Origin of the sequence: Streptomyces sp. A0592 (assembly GCF_004795115.1) — a bacterium.
Lineage (GTDB): Bacteria > Actinomycetota > Actinomycetes > Streptomycetales > Streptomycetaceae > Streptomyces > Streptomyces erythrochromogenes.
Map to the genome: position 1 here is coordinate 323,967 of NZ_SSBM01000001.1, position 17,386 is coordinate 341,352.

Here is a 17,386-nt window from a genome sequence, read left to right on the forward strand (position 1 = left end):
CCCACCCCATCCCACGTGCGCGTTCTGGCAGACTGGGGCGCACAACCAGGCGGTGCAGGACAGGAAACCGGTGCGATTCCGGTGCGGTCCCGCCACTGTGACCGGCCGTCCCCACGGGGGACGCCGGGAGTCAGACACTGACGCACCGCCTCTGTTCCTTCACGTCGACCAGGGGACGCGGATCCCCCGGAGAGGCCCCGCCATGTCGCGTTCCCGCGCCGCCCTGCGCGCGTTCACCCCCGTCGCCCTCCTGATGTCCCTCACCGCCTGCGCCGGTTCATCCGGCGCCGGGCAGGACGGGGCCGCGAGTGACACCGCCGCCGCGCCCGGCTTCCCGTACACCCTCACCAACTGCGGCGTGAGCAGCACCTACCAGGCCCCGCCCCGGCGGGCGGTCACCATGAACCAGCACGCCACCGAGCTCATGCTCGCCCTCGGCCTGGGCGACCGGATCACCGGCACCGCCTACCTCGACGATGCCGTGCTGCCGGCCTACAAGCCCGCCTACGACAAGATCAAGGTGCTGGCCGAGGAGTACCCCTCCAAGGAGATCCTGCTCGGCGCCGACCCGGACTTCGTCTACGGCGGCTACGCCAGCGCCTTCGACAAGGCGCAGGGCCGCGACCGCGAGGGCCTGGCCGAGTCCGGCATCAACTCCCGCCTCAACGTGGAGTACTGCACCGAGGGGAAGGTCGGCCTCGACCAGCTCAAGACCGAGATCACCGAGGTCGCGCGCACCTTCGGCGTACCCGACCGCGGCGCGAAGCTCATCGAGGACGAGCAGCGCCGCATCGACGCCGTGAGCGCCCGCGTCAAGGACCGGCCCCGGCCGACCGTCTTCGCCTACGACTCCGGCGAGGCCACCGCCTCCACCTCCGGAGGCAACGGCGTCGGCAACGAGATCATCTCCCTCGCCGGCGGCACCAACGTCTTCGCCGACCTGGGGGACACCTTCGGCGACGTCGCCTGGGAGAAGGTCATCGAGCGCAAGCCCGAGGTCGTCCTCATCTACGACTACGGCGGCACCACCGTCGAGGCCAAGAAGCAGCGCCTGCTGAACGACCCGGCGCTCGCCGAGGTGCCCGCCGTCAAGAACCGGCGGTTCGTCGTGCTCCCGCTCTCCTCGGCCGTCCTCGGCGTCCGCGTGGCGGACGCGGTGGAATCACTGGGAAGCCAGCTCCACCCGAACCCCGCGTGAGGCTCCGCACCGGCACGGTCCTCGCCGTCCTCACCGCCGCGCTCGCCGTCTCGGCGATCGCGGGCCTGGCGCTGGGACCCGTACGGATCGCCCCCGGCCGCGTCCTCGACATCGTCGTCGGCGGCCTGTCGGGGAACCGGCCCACCGGCGCCTTCGCCTCCATCGTGTGGGACGTGCGGATGCCGCGGATCCTCCTCGGCGCCGTCGTCGGAGCCGGGCTCGCCGTCGCGGGCACCGTGCTCCAGGCACTGGTACGCAACCAACTCGCCGACCCGTTCCTCCTCGGGGCCTCCTCCGGGGCTTCCGCCGGAGCCGTCCTCGTGATCGTCTTCGGCACGGCCGCGGCCGGATTCGCCATGGGCGTGCCGCTGGCCGCCTTCGTGGGGTCCATGGCCGCGCTCGTCGCCGTCTACGCGATGGCCCGGCGCGGCGGCACCATGACCACCGGCCGGCTGATCCTGGCCGGCGTGGCCGTCCAGTACATCCTGTCCGCCTTCACCAGCCTCGTCCTCGTCCTCGCCGCACACCCCGACCAGATCCGCTCCGTGCTGTTCTGGACCCTCGGCGGTCTCGGCGGGGCGCGCTGGGACGAACTGGCCCTGCCCGCGGTGGCGCTGCTCGTCGGCGGCGCCCTGCTCCTCACCCTCGCCCGCCCGCTCGACCTGCTCCTCACCGGGGAGGAGGGCGCACACACCCTGGGGTTGGACACCGGACGCTTCCGCGCCGCCGTGTTCGTCCTGACCTCCCTCGTCATCGGCGTGCTCGTCGCCTGCAGCGGGGCCATCGGCTTCGTCGGGCTGATGGTCCCGCACGCCGCCCGGATGGTCGTGGGCGCCGGACACCGGGCCCTGCTGCCCGTCGCCGCGCTGGGCGGGGCCGTGTTCCTGATCCTGGCCGACCTGATCGCCCGTACGGCCGCCGCCCCCGAGGAGATACCGGTGGGGGTGGTCACCGCGCTCGTCGGCGGGCCGTTCTTCCTCTGGATGCTGCGCCGCTCCAGCCGTACCGAAGGGGTGACCGGATGACGGAATGGACCGGACCGGCCCGGCCGGTGGACCTGGCCGTCGAGGGCGTGCGGTACGAGACCGACGGGCACACCCTCCTCCACGGAATCGACCTCACCGCCCGGCCCGGTGAAACGGTGGGGGTCGTCGGCCCCAACGGAAGCGGCAAGACCACCCTGCTGCGCTGCGTCTACGGAGCCCTGCGGGCGACCGCCGGCCGGGTCCTGCTGGACGGCGCGGACGCGGGCGAGCTCACCGTCAAGGAACGGGCGCGGCGCGTGGCGGTGGTGCCGCAGGACGCGAGCGGCACCTTCGGACTGACCGTCCGCGAGGTCGTCGCCATGGGCCGCAGCCCGCACAAGCGCTTCTGGGAACAGGACGGTCCGGACGACATGCGGCGCGTCGCCGACGCCCTGGAGACCGTGGGCGCGGGCCCCTTCGCGGCCCGCCGCTTCGACGAGCTGTCCGGGGGCGAACGGCAGCGCGTCCTGGTGGCCCGGGCGCTCGTCCAGGACCCGGGGCTGCTCGCACTCGACGAGCCGACCAACCACCTGGACATCCGCTACCAGTTGGAGGTCCTCGGCCTGGTCCGGGCCCTGCCCGCCACCGGCCTGCTCGTCCTGCACGACCTGAACCTCGCGGCCGCCTTCTGCGACCGGCTGTACGTCCTGTCGGGCGGCCGGGTCGCGGCCTCGGGGCCGCCGGCGGAGGTGCTCACCGAGGAACTCCTGACCGAGGTGTACGGGGTGCGCGCCCGCGTCGAGGTCCACCCCGACACGGGCTCGCCCAACGTCGTCTACCTGCCCGTGGCGGCGGGCTCCTGGTAGCCGTACGGGCGCGTGATGATCTCCATCCCGTGCCCGGCGGGGTCCGTGAAGTAGACGCCGCGGCCCCCGTCGTTGTGGTTGATCTCGCCGGGGAGCCTGCCGTGCGGGTCGGCGAAGTACGGCACGCCGGCCGACCGGATCTTCTCGAACGCCGCGTCGAACTCCTCCTCGGAGATCAGGAAGGCGTAGTGCTGCGGGGTGATGGACCCGGCCGGGACGGTCGCGAAGTCCAGGGTGACGCCGTTGGCGGTGTCGACGGGGATGAACGGCCCCCACTCGGTACCGACTTCGAGACCGAGGATGTTCGCCAGGAACTCGGCGGACTCCCGGTTGTCACGGGAGTGGATGATCGTGTGGTTCAGCTGTACGGACATGGGTGAATGCCTCCGAAAGGCACATCACGGGCACCTCCATGCCTCACCCGGCCGGTGACCGACACGCGATGCCGTGATCACGATCCTAGACATCCCGCGGTGGCGGAGCCAAGCCTTTTCCGCCGCCGCGGGATCATGAACCGCCGTACACCGCCTTGACGTTGTCCTGCGCCGGATGCGACCGGCCCGCCGGGCCCGCCGCGAACACCCGCAGGAGGTTCTCCGTCACCCGGGTCGTCAGCGCCCCGGACCGGGCGTCCAGGCCGTGGTTGCGTCCGCTGCGGCCGTCGCCCGTCGCGTCCAGGGCCTCCACCCACCGCATCGTGCCCGTCGCGAAGACCCCCGCGCCGCTCGGCACCGTGTAGTACGCCGTGTCCTGGTGGCTGGGGCGGCCCTCGCACACCACGGGGGAGTGGGCCAGTATCTCGATCGGACGCGGCGTCGTGAAACCGGTGTCGACCTTGTCGTACTCCACGCCGACCAGGTGCTCGAAGCGGTCGCCCGCCTTCGCGCCGGTGCCCTCGAACAGCCAGTGGCCGGGGTGGGTCACCACGTACGGGGCGTCCACCGGATAGCCGTCGTAGATCACGCCGAGCAGCGAGCTCTCCGGGTCCGCGCCCGGAGCCGAGCGGAAGTCCACCGTCGCCGGATGGCCCCTCTTGAAGCCCGGGTCCTGGGCGTAGGAGGACTTGTAGCAGACCAGCGTACGGTCGGCCCCCAGCTCGGAGGCCTCCAGCCGGATCCGGCGGTAGCAGCAGTTCGCGCCCAGGATCGCGATGTTGGTGCCGGCGTCGCGGGCCGCCGTGAAGTGGGCGCGCTGCTCCGGCGACCAGTACTCGTCGTGCCCGAGGGAGAGCACCGCCGCGGCTCCCTCCAGCAACCGCTTCTCCCGCGCGACGTCCGTGGTGGTCGCGTAGGCGAGGGGTATGCCGAGGCGTTCGGCCAGCGCGATCAGCGGGGCCTCGTACACCAGGAACAGGCCCGCGCCGTCGTCGTACTCGTACGGCCGGTCGAAGGACACGGCGAGGGAGCGCGAGGCGTAGCCGCCGCTGGGGCCGTCGTAACTGCCGTATCCGCCCCAGCGGTTGTAGGCCTGCCAGGTGGCGACGGCGTTGACCACGACCGTACGCCCGGCCGTTGCCGCGGACCGGACGGTGACCGGTACGAAACGCTGGCCGCCCTCGCCGCCCTGTGCGTCCAGGCGCAGCAGATAGCTGCCCTCCGGCCAGTCCTTCGTCTCGACGGTGGCGGTGCGGGCCCACCGCGTGCGGACCATCCGGGTGTCGGAGTCCACGGTGTGCTCGGGCTGCCGAACTCCGGGCAGGGCCTCCGAACGCCACACCAGCCGGGCGCGGGCGCCGCCGTACCAGCCCATCCGGTAGGCGGAGACGGTGAACCGGGGTGCGGTCGTCGACACGTACAGGCCGAAGGACTCGCCGGGCAACACGCTGACCTTGTCGGCGAAGCCCTCCACGGCCCGCGCCGGCCCGGCCTTCACCACGGCCCAGTCGGCGTTGCCCGGGCGGGCGTTCTCGGCCTTCACGTCGAAGCCGTGAGCTCCTCCCGCCGGCTGCTTGCCGTCCGGCGTGGAGGCGGTGCCCTTCCCGCCGGGACCGGGGCCGGCGCGGAGGTTCCCGCTCCCGTCCCCGCCCGCGCAGCCGGCCGCCGCACCGAGCCCCGCGGCGGTCGCGGCCCCCGTGGCGATCGCGAGGAACCGCCGCCTGCCAGCGCCGTCGCCGGTCGGCCCGGCTATGTGCTCCTGATCCATGAGGGGCACGCTATGTCACCCTGCGCGCCCCGCTTCCACCGCCCCGACCCCTGCTGACCTGGGTCTCGCTGGCGGCAGGCGGGGTGTGCAAGCGGGGCGCGGGTGTCGCGGCCCGGTCCTGGGGGACTACCCGAGGGGCAGGACCAGGCGGGCGGCGCTGTCGTCGGGGGACGTGATCGTGGTGGTGGCGCTCTTGCCCTCGCCCGCGTCGGAGTAGAGCTGGTCCCTGCTGTTCACGACCAGCATGAGCCGGTGGTTCGCGGCGAGGTCGTAGCCGGCGGCCTGGAGCCTCCAGGAGGCGTTGTGGTCCTCACCGGGGGCCAGGTCCAGCAGGGTGAGGGGCTCGTGCGTGATGATGCGGGCGGTGTCGTCGGGGGCGACGTCGAACAGGTAGGCCACCAGGGTCGTGGCGGCGGCGGAGCTGCGGACGGTCAGGGCGAGCTCGGGGACGCCGCGGATGCGGCGGGCCTGCTGCAGCGGGCCGCTGGTCCACACGGCGAGGTGCCTGCGGTCGAAGGTGCCGGTGGCGTAGGACTTCGGGTTCCCCTTCCACTCCGCCTGGCCGGTCGTGATGACGGCGTCCACCGCGGTGGCGGCCGTGAGCTGTCCGGCGGTGAACTCCCGCTTCCAGCCCGTTTCCGGCGCGGTGCCGAGCCCGCCGTCGCGGCGGTCGGTGGAGGAGGCGGTGAGGTACCAGGATTCGGTGGAGGTGGTGACGTCCGCCCAGGACGGCCTGGGCTCGCGGACGGCGGGCTCGGTGATGACGTTCTGCCCGGTCTCCGGGTCGATCCTGGTCTTGTACGTGAACATGATCTGGCTGTTGACCGGCGGCCACGCGGCAACGCCGTTGTCCGCCCCGAGCACGTGGTGGTCGAGCCAGGCGAACGCCTCGTCGACCGGCACGTTCGGCCCGCTGAACGGGATGGTGAGGCCGGCGCCCTCGGGCGCGGCGTGGTCGCCGATCCAGAGGTTGAGCCGCTTGGGCACGGTCAGCGCGTCGAAGTGAGCGATGGTCTGGCTGGCCGGGAACAGCGTCTCGTGCCAGGTGTTCGAGAAGAGGGTGGGGACGTCGCGGGCGTTGGTGTCGTCGAGGTAGGACGACGGGGACCGCTCCTTGAGCCACTTCTTCACCCCATCGGGGTTCCGGCCGGCCAGGAAGTCCTCCAGGAGCTGCCGGGTGGCCGGGTCGAACTTCCGCTCGATCGGGCCGCCGGTGAAGTCGATCAGTGCCTTGACCGCCGCCAGGTGCCGGGTGTCGTTCTGGTAGAGGCTGTCGGCCAGGTCGCCCCACGTGCTCAGGGCCACGACCGCGTCCACCCGGTCGGCCGGGTCGTTCGCCGCGACCAACTGGCTGATGCCGGACCCGTAGGACTCGCCGAGGAACGCGATCCTGCTCGGGTCGAAGTGCTGCTGGGCGTAGTCGATGACGGTGGAGCCGTCCGTCCAGTCCGAGGATCCCGCCACGTCGATCGTGCCCTGGGAGGTCCAGGGGGCGTCGACGAAGCCGCCGCCCGGGAGGGGAGTCGTGAGGCCGATGCCGCGAGGTGTGTAGGCCAGTACGTGGTATCCGCGGAGCGCCAGCTGGAGGTACGCGTACTCGAACAGGATCCAGCCGAAGGGCGTCCAGCCCGACGGCACGATCACCACGGGGCGGGGCTCCGAGGTGTTCAGCTTGATCGTGTGGGCCGACAGCCGTACCCCGTCGTCGGCGGTGATCCATGGGAAGCCGATCGTCGCCTTCTGCTGCACCTGTTCCGTGAGCCTCCGGAGGTCGGCCGTGAGCAGCGGGCTCTCCGCCGTGCCGTTCAGGGTGGCGACCAGGGCCTCGGCGACGTTGACGGCGTCCGGGTCCACGGACGTGGCCGAGGTGTAGATGCCCTGCCCGGCGATCCGGTTCAACTGTGCTGCGGTGACGTGGGTGATCGGGTTGTCGTCCTGCGAGTGGCTCACGAAGGGGTCCTCTCGAATTCGCCGACCGGGTGTGCCGATCGGTGCCGTGGGGGCACCCGTTCTAGCCCAGCCGGATCGCCTCATGGCAGATATCTGGACATCTCCGGTCTTGGGTGAAGTGTGAGGAATTCACCCGTACGGCCCGTTTGGGGAGCGCTGGTCCCCCCGGGTCGCGGAGGACGATCAAGATGCGACGCCGAGTGAAGGAACCCGCTCCCAAGGGTGCGCAGAGCGATCGACCTGATTCAGCCGCATATGCCAGTGGAACGAGGGGCCGGCCAGGGCCGATCCGGCCGGCCGGATCCTTGACGGCCCGGCGGTCAGCGAGTACTGCGTTCGACGGTGGAGAGCACCCGCACCAGTGCGGGTGAGGCGGGGGCCGACGCGAAGCCGAAGCGCACGGGCGGGACGACAGGGGCGAGTGCGCCGAGGTCGATCGCCTCGAAGAAGGCCCGGACGCTCGTGATCGGCCACAGGCCGCCCGCCGCGTACCACTGGCGACATCCGTGGCGCGAGCTCCCCCGGGTCCGTACGCCGGCCATCAGGCGCGCGGGCACGTCGGTCACGGCCGCCCACAACGGCCTGCGGGCGAGCGGTCGGGGCACAGCCCGCAGGGCCAGGCCGAGGGCTCCCTGACGCCCGACCCGGAAGCCCAGATCCAGGGCTCCTGCCGTGACGTCCCAGGTGCCGCCATGAATCCGCACTCCCACCGGGGCCGTGCGGACCTCGTCGAAGTGGTAGACGCCGGCGATGTAGTCGGCCGTGCGGGCGCTGGGCGCGATCAGCGTGCGCCATCCGTCGGCGCGCTCCAGCATCACGTCACTGAACGGCCCGAAGGGTGACAGCGGCCAGTGGCCCACGACCACGCGCGTGCCGGAGCACGTGCCGACAGCGGCGATCCAGCCGTCGAACGTCAGGCGTTCGTCTCCCACACCACACGCGTACCCGCTGCGCAGCCGGGCATACCGTGCCCTCGGTATCCGGAGCGTATCCGGGGCGGCGGCTCGCACCGCCGGGAAGGCCCGCGGTCCCGGGCCGGTGCCCGAAGGTGTCCTCGCCGACGTGGTTGGAGCCGCGCCGGGACGGATCCGGCCTTGCCCGTGGCGGCCGCGGCTTCGGTGAGGACGGCGTCCAGCGGGGCGCGGACGGTGACTCGCGGACCGGGCCCACCAGTGAGCCGGAGCCACCGTTCGCACCCCGCCGGCTCGCGGGGCTTCAGTGGGCCCGCGTCGGCCTGCGATCCACGCGGGCGGGAAGCCCGGTGGTGTCGCGCACGGCAAGGAGGAACGCGGCGACGGGGTCCGGTGCGGTCGGGACTTCGGCGCGCAGGATCCGGTAGCCGTCGAATTCCGCACCGTGGACGGTGCGCTGTTGCAGCCCTTCCTGAGGCCGTTCCACCTTGCCGGCCTTCCGCTCGTGCCGCAGGGCGTCGGCACCTGCGGCAACGATTTCGGCGAGCCGATTGGCGAAGGCCGCGTTGCACCCTCCGAGCCGGACGAAGCCGTGGCCTGCCACCGGCCCGTCGTTGCTCAGGGAGGGGAGGGTCAGGTCGGCGAGCGCGAGCGCCGCCTGAAGGTTGGTGACGGCATCCTCGCCGGCCTGGTAGGCGGTGTCCTGGCGCCGCTTGTACTGGATCCGCTCTGCGTGGGTCAGTTCGTACATGGTGCCGACCTCTCGTGATGGGTGTGGAGGGGATGCGCCGGAGCGCGTGGTGTTTTCGGTTCGGAGGGGGCGGGGCTTCTGCCCGGCGCGCCGGCCTCGTTCGCACGAGCCCGTCGTCGGGCATGCCCCCCTGCGGCGCGTCGCTCGGGCGGGCCGCAGCGATCGGACGCCCGGGGTGCGGGGTGCGGGGCGTGCGGGGTGAGGGGCGTGCGGGGTGCGGCGGGTCCAGGCTGCCTCGCGGTGGACGGCCCCGGTCCGGCACGCGGTGGGCAGGGGTGGGTAGACCGTCGGACTGAGTCTGCGTGCGGCCCGTGACCATCGGTTTCGATCTTCGTTTCAAAGGTGCAGGCGAACACCCCTTTGATGTGTGGGAAGGACCGGGTTGGCCAGGGAGTTAGCGGCTGCTACCGCCTTTGCTCTTCGCGGTCGCCGTCTTCGGGATGCTCGGCCCTCGTGCGCCGTCGTCCGACAGCGCAGTCTCCGCCGAGGCGTTCACCCGGGAAACCCTCTTCTGCGCTCGGACGGCGGACCGCTCCCGACGGCCGCAGGACGACCGGCCGGCCGTCCTGCGATGACGATGACGCTGACGGAAGCGACTCGCGCCCAGCCCTTCCACGAGACCCCACCGACTCCTGACGAGCGGACGATGGAGGAAGCCCGGGTCTGCCCACGCGCCGCCGGCGCTCTGACCTGCGTCGCAGCCGACACCGCCGCACGGGTGGGGCCGTCATGCGCCGTACCTGTACCTGTGACTGCTGGACGGAGAGCGGGCAGTCCTCTTCTCTGCCATGGAGTAGCCGGGAGGGACGCCGTCCGGGCTGCGCCCGACGGTGGTCGTCCGGCCGAGGGCGGAGGCGGGCGGGTTCCGGTGCCGTGGAGCGGCGTTGCGCGGCGGCCGTGTGAGTGTGATCTGGCGGACCAGCTGCTGGAAGCACGCCAGCGCGGCGACCGCGGGAAGAGCGGACGACGTTCCGGCGGCGATCGTCCTGGGTGCCTGGGCGACGCACAGAAGCGTGGCCAGGGTGGAGAACAGCAGGACGATGGACCAGGAATGCAGGGCGCGCCGCTGGTGCAGCGCGGATCTGAGAATGGACAGAGAGGCGACCATCCAGGGGCCGTAGATCAGCAGGGGCCACCAGCTGACCACTTCGCGGGCCGTATGGAGACCGGCGCTGTGGCGCAGGGTTTCGCAGATGGCCAGGCCGCTGAGGATGCTCACCAAGGCGGCGATGACGGCGACCAGCAAGGCGGTGAACAGGCTGCCCGTCCGCAGCAGGGTCACGACCGGCGGCCTCGACGGGCTCCGGCGGTGCCCACTGGAAGTCTGCCTGGGCGGCCGCTCGACGGGCGCGTGATTCAGCCCGGCCACGAGGCCCATGGCACTGACCGTGTCAGCCGCGGCGTCGAAGCCGACGCGGCTGAAGGTCTCCGGTTGCCGGGCTGCAGTGCTCTCCTGGAGAAGGATGGCGAGCTCTTCCGCCGGATCCCACGACCGGTCGGCCTCACCGGGGCCGCCGAGCGGCTGCCCGGGGGAGTGGTGCTGTACATGCTCCGGCTGACGCCAGAAGGCGGTGTCGTCCGGCCGGAAGTGGGGGGCGTGGACGTCCGGGGATCCGTACGGCTCAGACACGGGAGCTGCCGCCCGAACACTGGTCGCCGGCCATCTCGGACCGGTCGATGATCCCCGACCGCCGGTCGAAGTCGATCTGGATCATGCTCATCGCATGGAGGAAGTCCTCGAAGATCGAGGAAGAGTAACTCAGATCGACGGCCAGACTCTCTTTTTCCAACGTCGCGTTCCTGGGCTCGCTACAGCCGGTTGGGCGCGGAGTGAAGGTCCACTTTCCGATCCGGGTGGCCCCGGAGCGAAAGTCGCCTCCCTGCCCTTCTCCGTCCGCAGGCCCGCGGTAGGAGATGGGGATCTTTGCTGTTGTCATATGCCGTAAACGCTGTTGATGTTGGTCAGGGTATGGGCCATCCGGGTGGTGGTCGTGAATGAATGGTTCTTCCGTGCCGCTTATCGTTTCTGCAAATGCGGCAGGAGAAGTGGCCGCGCCCTGCCGCGCCGCAGTTCAAAGAGTCGAGAAGCAGCGGGCCGAAGGGGACCCGGCGCGACGGATTTCTCGCCGCTGAACTCCCGTTCGCCGCGACCCCTGACGGTCGAGCGCGCTCCATCGACGCAAGGGCTCTGCCCTGCGTTTCATCCTCGCTGCCGAGCCCCGACCCCCCTCTCCGGCCACCCCGACACCATCCGACCATCATCAAAGATGCTGAGATGTCAAGGCCTGCAGATTGCTGCGCATGGCTGCAATCGGAGGGGAGGGCGCAACCCCGCATATGCCGCTGCGTTATGCCCGGCGATCTCGGGGCTTCGATCGTGCGCGCCCTGGAACCATCACCCTTCGAAAGGACCGGCTGTGGGCGACATTCTCCTGTGGATCATGCTGATCTCCACCGCGCTGGGCACAGGTTGCGCTGCATTTACGTCATCGGGGACTGGCCGTCTGTGGCGCGTGGACGCCCTTGAGCTGCGGCGACAGCAACGCTTCAAGCACGTCCTGTCCTGCCATGTGGACGCCGTCCGGCTGCCTCCCCGGCGAGCTGTGGCACCGGTACGACCGGCGGAGTGCCCCTCCATGCCGCCGGCTGACTCCACTCGCTGAACGGCCGCGGATCCGACGTCCGGCCCGCCCCTTCCCCATCTCCAGGGCCGCGCTCGCGTCGGGTGAGGGGCGTCGGCTTCGAGGGCGCTCCGGGGCTCCGCGGCGCGGCGTGTCATGCCGGCGCCCGGGAAGTGGATGAGATCACTGAATCCCTTAAAAACCCCGGCAATCCGCACGCGGCTGTTCGCGTAAAAACCCCGGCAATCCACACGTAGTCGGTCGAGTAAAAAACCTCGGCAATCCGTACATTGCTGGCTTTGGTCTCGATATTGAGGTCACGTCAAACGATGTGGCCTGCCTGGTCCCTGTTCGACGCATCTCAGTTCTGCATGCTCGGGGAAATTGGGGAAGCGTCAAAAGCGAAAGAAGTATCCTCCGGGCGGGCGGCTGGTTCGAATTCGCAAGGGTCTGCCACCCTTCCCCGGGCCGCACCCCTGGCGGCAAGGTCATCACTCGCACGCTGCACGATCGAGGAGGAACACATTGCGTGACCGACCGACGATGCCGGAATTCGTAGGGTCATATGAGTCTTCCGTGAGTAGGGTCGTATGAGTACGGCTCCCCACGGTGACCGACCCGATCACCGCCCGTGGTCGACTGCCGTGCGCCGTGTCCTGCCTGCAGCATCACGGGTCGGGAACGCGGTGCGGGCGGGGCTGATGCGGGTGGTACGCCGCTTCGCTCAAGGGAGCGGGGACGGAGCGATCACCTCGAGCCGGACGAAAATATGCTCGGCTCGGATGCGAGAGGACGAATACCGAGCGGGGTTCTCCCTCCCCCCGCTGCATACGGCGAGCACCGCGAGCGACTTCCACGAATGTCCGTGGTGCCTGTCCCTCGGAAATCCCGGTACCGACGGCCCGGCCGACCCCGCCGGGCCCTGATGGTGACGGCATCGGCGGGGGTGGTGGCCGGCTCACGGCGAAGTCCTCGTCGCCACCCCTGCGGCCAGTACGACGCCTGCCGTGCGCCGACGCCCGTGACGGTGGAACGGCAGTGACGGCCTGCCGCCCGCCGGCCGAAGGACGTCGACGAGGTCCGCACCGAGCGGTACGGACGATGCGTCCACCTCCGCCGCAGCGAGCCGGTCGGGGCTGGCAGTATGCAGTGGGGGCGGTGACTCCCCTGATCATGTAACCGTCGAGCCGGAGGAACGAAAACGCATGCGCCATCTCCCCCTGGGCAGTTCAGGTCTGCTGGTGTCCGCCGTCGGCCTCGGCTGCAACAACTTCGGCGGGCGACTCGACGCACAGGCCACCCGTGCCGTCGTCGACGCCGCCCTCGACGCGGGCGTCACCCTTCTCGACACCGCCGACATCTACGGTGGCGCGGGCGGCTCCGAGCGGCACCTCGGGCAGGCCCTGAAGGGCCGCCGCGACCAGGTCGTCCTCGCCACCAAGTTCGGCTACGACGGTGTCGACATGAAGTACGGCCCCGCCGCCGGATCCCGTGGCGGCCGCGCCTACATCCGGCGCGCCGTCGAGGAGTCCCTGCGCCGCCTCGACACCGACCGCATCGACCTGCTCCAGCTGCACAGCCCCGACCCGGCCACTCCCATCGCCGAGACGCTGGCCGCGCTCACCGAGCTCGTCGCCGAGGGCAAGGTCCGCTACATCGGCCACTCCAACCTCACCGGCTGGCAGCTCGCCGAAGCCGCCCACGTCGCCCGCGAGACCGGCTCCGTCCCCTTCGTGTCCGCACAGAACGAGTGGTCGCTGCTGCAGCGGTCGGCCGAGCGCGAGCTGGTCCCGGCGGCCCTCCACTACGGCGTCGGCGTACTCCCGTACTTCCCGCTCGCCAACGGCCTGCTGACCGGCAAGATCCGCCGGGGCGCGCCCGTCCCGGCGGGCTCCCGCCTCGACGGCCGGGACGCCTACCTCACCGAGGAACGCCTCGACGTGGTCGAGGCGCTGGCCGCGATCGCCGAGAAGCACGACCGCACCGTCCTCGAACTGGCCATCGGCTGGCTCTCCGCCCAGCCCGGCTGCGCCTCCGTCATCGCCGGCGCCACCTCCGCCGAGCAGGTGCGGGCGAACGCGGCCGCCGGCGACCGCCCGCTCGACGCGGAGCTGCTCGCCGAGATCGACGCGATCGCCCCGGCCGTCACCGCGTAAGGGCCGGATACGCCGACGAGCGCTCCCCACGCCCTGCGGGGCATGGGGAGCGCTCGTCGCACAGGCGGCCCGCGGCCGCCCGCTCAGGACACGATGTCCTTGCGGGAGAAGCCGCGGAAGGCCAGGGCGAACAGCACCAGCGCGTACGACACCGATACCACCGCCCCCTTGGCCATCCCGCCCCACTCCAGCTGGGGCTGCAGGGCGTCCGCCCACGCGAACTGCCAGTGCGCCGGCAGGAACTCGCGCCACGAGCCGAGCGCCGTCACCGCGTCCAGCACGTTCCCGACGATCGTCAGCCCGACCGCGCCGCCCACCGCGCCCAGCGGCGCGTCCGTCCGCGTGGACAGCCAGAAGGCCAGCCCGGCCGTCACCAGCTGCGACACGAAGACGAAGGCCACCGCCAGCGCGAGCCGCGGCACCGTGTCCCCGGCCGCGAGCGCGCCGCCCGCCGGGAGCTTGAGCGGCCCCCACCCGTACGCCGCCGTGCCCGCCGCCAGCGCCACCACCGGCAGCAGCACGATCGCCGCCAGGCTGAAGCCCAGGGCCACCACCAGCTTGCTCCACAGCAGCCGGGCCCGCGGCACCGGCGACGCCAGCAGATAGCGCAGCGAGGACCAGCTCGCCTCCGATGCCACCGTGTCCCCGCAGAACAGCGCCACCGGCACCACCAGCAGGAAGCCGGCCGACACGAAGAGGCAGGTCGCGGCGAAGTTCGCGCCGGAAGCCGTGGCCGTGTCGATCAGGGTGATCCGGTTGCCGCCGCCGCGCCGGCTGTCCGGCCCGCCGCCCACCGCGAACGCGATGATCATGATGAAGGGCAGTGCGGCCAGCACCCCGCCCATCACCAGCGTCCGCCGCCTGCGCCACTGCCGCAGGGCTTCCACGCGCAGCGGCAGCGTGCGGCTCGCCCGGTAGCCGGGAGCCGTCTCCGCGGCCGCCCCCCGCGCCTTCGTCGCCGTACTCATGCCGCACCTCCGATCAGGGTGAGGAACGCGTCCTCGAGTCTGCGGTGCGGCCCCACTCCGGTCACCGGCACCTCCAGCCGCACGAGTTCGGCGATCAGAGCGGCGGCCGAAGCGCCTTCGAGCCGTACGAGCAGCCCGTCGTCCGCGGCCACCACCGAGCCCACGCCCTCCAGGGCCGCCACCTTCTCGACGGCCACCCCGTCCACCGGTTCGGCCAGGGTCACCAGCAGGGTGTCCCCGCCGCCGGTGATCTCGGCGACCTCGCCCGCCGCCACCCGCTGCCCGCGGTCCATGACCACCAGGTGCGTGCAGGACTGCTCGACCTCCGACAGCAGGTGGCTGGAGACGATGACCGTCCGCCCGCCGGCCGCGTAGCGGATCATCACGTCCCGCATCTCGCGGATCTGCGGCGGGTCCAGACCGTTCGTCGGTTCGTCGAGGATCAGCAGGTCCGGCATCCCGAGCATCGCCTGCGCGATCGCGAGCCGCTGCCGCATGCCCTGCGAGTACGTGCGCACCGCGCGCTCCAGCGCGTCGCCGAGCCCGGCGATCGCCAGGGCCTCCGCCATGTGCGAGTCCTCGGCCGGGCGGCCGGTGGCCTGCCAGTACAGCTCCAGGTTGGCGCGGCCCGTCAGGTGCGGCAGGAAGCCGGCGCCCTCCACGAAGGCCCCGACCCGCGACAGGACCGGCGCCCCGGCCCGCACCGCGTGCCCGAACACCCGGATCTCCCCGGCGTCCGGCGAGATCAGCCCCATCAGCATGCGCAGGGTGGTGGTCTTCCCGGCCCCGTTGGGCCCGAGCAGCCCCAGTACCTGCCCCTTCTCCACCCGGAACGACAGGTCCCGTACCGCGTACCGGTCCTGCGACTTCGCGTACCGCTTCGTCAGGCCCGTGATCTGCAGCGGTACGTCGGCCAGCGCCGGGTCCGGCTGCGGTACGCCGGCCCGTGCCCCGGCGGCGCCCCGGCCGGGCCGCCGGAACCCGAGCAGTGCCGCGGCCACGGCCAGCGCGCCCAGGGGCAGCCCCCAGGTCCAGGCGGGCATGCCCGCCGTGGCGGTCCGCACCTGCGGCGCGACGGGCACGGCCAGGGGGCCTTCGAGCGAGACCGTGTAGGCGGCTGTCGCGGCCGGGGTCGCGTAGCCGAGGTCCGTGGCGGCGACCACCAGCCGCAGGCGGTGTCCGGCCGCGACGGAGTGGTCGATCGCGGGCAGCCTCAGCCGCACGGTCGTGCCCTGCTGCGCGTTCTCCACCCGCAGCGGGGCCACCAGCTGGGAGGGCAGGACCTGCTGCCGTCCGTCGGGCCCCACGTCGTACACCTTGCCGAACAGCACGGCCGAACCGTCCGCAGCCGTCGACCTCACCTTCAGGGTCACGGTCGGCGTTCCGGTGATCTGCAGGTCACCGTCCAGCGGCGCCGACTCGAAGCGGGCGTTCTGCCCGGGGAAGTCCAGCGAGAGCCCGGCCCCGAAGGAGGCGAGCTGCCCGCCGATGCCGGGCAGGGAGGACAGCGCGGGGGGCGCGCCGCCCGCAGGGTTGGTGAAGGTCTGCTCCCGCCCGGTCAGGGCGACATCCCTCGGGCCGGAAGCCAGCCCCGGGTACCGGTCGCCGCTCGCACCGCGCAGTATCACCTCGCCGTCGGTGGAGTCGATCCCGCCGGAGCGCGAGACCCGGAACGCCGGGCCGGTGTCCGCACTCCTGTCGTCCTTGAGGTGGCGGTCGAACCAGGAGGCCACGCGGGCCTCCACCCGGTCCGCCTCGCGCATGCCGCCGTCGTGTCCGCCGGCCGCCCAGTCCACCGACACGGGTGCGCCGTTCGCCGCGATGGCCGCGGCCATCGCGTCGGCCTGGTCCAGCGGGAAGAGGGAGTCGTCCTGGCCCTGCACGATGAGGGCCGGCACCTTGATCCGGTCGGCGACCGCCGACGGACTGCGCTGTTCCAGCAGGGTGCGGGCCTCGGCGTCGGGCTTTCCGGCCACGGCGACGCGTTCGTACATCGCGCACAGCTCGGGGGTGAACCTCCCGCAGCCGGGACCGGCCGCGGCGCCGTCCTGAGGACCGGACGCGGACCCGGACCCGGTTGCGGTCGCGGCCTCGGAGGCGTTTCCGGCCGCGTCCTGCGGCCGTCCGCCGCCCCCCGCGTCCTGCGGGGCCGTCCCCGCCTGCTGCATCCCGTCGGCCGAACCGGTCGTGAAGAAGATGCCGGACCACAGCTTCTTGAAGACGCCGCCCGGGAAGAGGGAGTCCGCGAGGTTCCAGTAGGTGATCTCCGGGGCGATCGCGTCCACGCGCCGGTCGTGACCGGCGGCCAGCAGCGAGACGGCCCCGCCGTAGGAGGCTCCGGACACCCCGACGCGCGGGTCGCCGTCCGCGTCGAGCCGTACCTCGGGCCGGGCCGCGAGCCAGTCGACGAGCCGGGAGACGTCCTTGACCTCGTGCTCCGGGTCGTTCAGCCCGATCCGGCCGCCGGAGCGGCCGAAGCCGCGCGCCGACCAGGTCATCACGGCGTACCCGCCGCGGGCCAGCCGCTCGGCCTGTTCACGGACGTCGTCCTTGCTGCCCCCGAAGCCGTGCCCGAGGAGCACGGCCGGACGTTTCGCTCCGTCGCCCTCCCCGCCGCCTGCGAGGAAGTAGGAGGTGTCGATGTCGGCACCGGGCATCTTCAGGACCTGGTCCTGGCGGTGCACGGCGGGCGCGTCGCCGGACGCGGACGAGGCCGTCCACGTACCGGCACCCGCCACGACGGCCAGCGCGGCGGCGCCCGCGAGCAGGCGGTCTCGGCGGCGCCGGGGCATTCGGAGCTTCATACGGGCACCCTAAACGCCCGGTACCCGGCCTCCGAGCACCCACAGGCGGAACCG

13 protein-coding genes and 1 riboswitch are annotated in these 17,386 nt (G+C 72.0%); of the genes, 4 read left to right on the top strand and 9 right to left on the bottom strand.

Features of this window, described 5'->3' with window-relative positions; all coding sequences use genetic code 11:
* Positions 1 to 20: 20 nt before the first annotated feature.
* Positions 21 to 161, top strand: a riboswitch (cobalamin riboswitch).
* A gap of 41 nt (positions 162 to 202) precedes the next feature.
* The 3 genes from E6U81_RS01585 to E6U81_RS01595 are packed head-to-tail and all read left to right on the top strand — an operon-like array spanning position 203 to position 3,029.
* The gene (locus E6U81_RS01585) at positions 203 to 1,198 is read left to right on the top strand and encodes an ABC transporter substrate-binding protein (protein WP_136228209.1); all 996 of its coding nucleotides are present in this window, start codon (positions 203 to 205) and stop codon (positions 1,196 to 1,198) included.
* Positions 1,195 to 2,223 (top strand): iron ABC transporter permease, encoded by a 1,029-nt coding sequence (locus E6U81_RS01590; RefSeq protein ID WP_240803559.1) that lies wholly within the window; start codon positions 1,195 to 1,197, stop codon positions 2,221 to 2,223. Before E6U81_RS01585 ends, E6U81_RS01590 begins: the two co-directional genes overlap by 4 nt.
* Positions 2,220 to 3,029, top strand: a complete 810-nt coding sequence (locus E6U81_RS01595) for an ABC transporter ATP-binding protein (protein WP_136228211.1) — start codon at positions 2,220 to 2,222, stop codon at positions 3,027 to 3,029. The genes E6U81_RS01590 and E6U81_RS01595 overlap by 4 nt, the downstream gene beginning before the upstream one ends.
* On the opposite strand, the gene E6U81_RS01600 is transcribed toward E6U81_RS01595, so the two are convergent.
* The 7 genes from E6U81_RS01600 to E6U81_RS39600 form a co-directional block, all read right to left on the bottom strand.
* The gene (locus tag E6U81_RS01600) at positions 2,999 to 3,403 is read right to left on the bottom strand and encodes a VOC family protein (protein WP_136228212.1); all 405 of its coding nucleotides are present in this window, start codon (positions 3,401 to 3,403) and stop codon (positions 2,999 to 3,001) included. The two genes, E6U81_RS01595 and E6U81_RS01600, sit on opposite strands and share 31 nt — an antisense overlap.
* Positions 3,404 to 3,536: 133 nt before the next feature.
* Positions 3,537 to 5,171, bottom strand: a complete 1,635-nt coding sequence (locus E6U81_RS01605; protein ID WP_240803560.1) for a N,N-dimethylformamidase beta subunit family domain-containing protein — start codon at positions 5,169 to 5,171, stop codon at positions 3,537 to 3,539.
* A gap of 126 nt (positions 5,172 to 5,297) precedes the next feature.
* Positions 5,298 to 7,121, bottom strand: a complete 1,824-nt coding sequence (locus E6U81_RS01610) for an alpha/beta fold hydrolase (protein WP_136228213.1) — start codon at positions 7,119 to 7,121, stop codon at positions 5,298 to 5,300.
* A 320-nt stretch (positions 7,122 to 7,441) separates the two neighbouring features.
* Positions 7,442 to 8,053 carry a hypothetical protein gene (locus E6U81_RS01615; RefSeq protein WP_136228214.1) on the bottom strand — a complete coding sequence of 204 codons (612 nt, stop codon included), beginning with the start codon at positions 8,051 to 8,053 and terminating at the stop codon, positions 7,442 to 7,444.
* A 283-nt stretch (positions 8,054 to 8,336) separates the two neighbouring features.
* Positions 8,337 to 8,783 (bottom strand): hypothetical protein, encoded by a 447-nt coding sequence (locus E6U81_RS40710; protein WP_240803561.1) that lies wholly within the window; start codon positions 8,781 to 8,783, stop codon positions 8,337 to 8,339.
* Positions 8,784 to 9,510: 727 nt separating this feature from the next.
* Positions 9,511 to 10,413, bottom strand: coding sequence for a hypothetical protein (locus E6U81_RS01625; protein ID WP_136228215.1), 903 nt, complete (start codon positions 10,411 to 10,413; stop codon positions 9,511 to 9,513).
* On the bottom strand, positions 10,406 to 10,573 hold the full coding sequence (locus E6U81_RS39600; protein WP_168714521.1) for a hypothetical protein: 168 nt from the start codon (positions 10,571 to 10,573) through the stop codon (positions 10,406 to 10,408). Before E6U81_RS39600 ends, E6U81_RS01625 begins: the two co-directional genes overlap by 8 nt.
* A 2,036-nt stretch (positions 10,574 to 12,609) precedes the next feature.
* On the opposite strand from E6U81_RS39600, the gene E6U81_RS01630 reads away from it, so the two are divergent.
* The gene (locus E6U81_RS01630) at positions 12,610 to 13,560 is read left to right on the top strand and encodes an aldo/keto reductase (protein ID WP_136228216.1); all 951 of its coding nucleotides are present in this window, start codon (positions 12,610 to 12,612) and stop codon (positions 13,558 to 13,560) included.
* 83 nt (positions 13,561 to 13,643) lie between these two features.
* Here E6U81_RS01630 and E6U81_RS01635 read toward each other — a convergent pair whose 3' ends face one another.
* Together E6U81_RS01635 and E6U81_RS01640 are read right to left on the bottom strand one after the other, a co-directional pair.
* The gene (locus E6U81_RS01635) at positions 13,644 to 14,528 is read right to left on the bottom strand and encodes an ABC transporter permease (protein ID WP_136228217.1); all 885 of its coding nucleotides are present in this window, start codon (positions 14,526 to 14,528) and stop codon (positions 13,644 to 13,646) included.
* The gene (locus E6U81_RS01640; protein ID WP_136228218.1) at positions 14,525 to 17,332 is read right to left on the bottom strand and encodes an alpha/beta fold hydrolase; all 2,808 of its coding nucleotides are present in this window, start codon (positions 17,330 to 17,332) and stop codon (positions 14,525 to 14,527) included. Before E6U81_RS01640 ends, E6U81_RS01635 begins: the two co-directional genes overlap by 4 nt.
* Between the last annotated feature and the right edge of the window lie 54 nt (positions 17,333 to 17,386).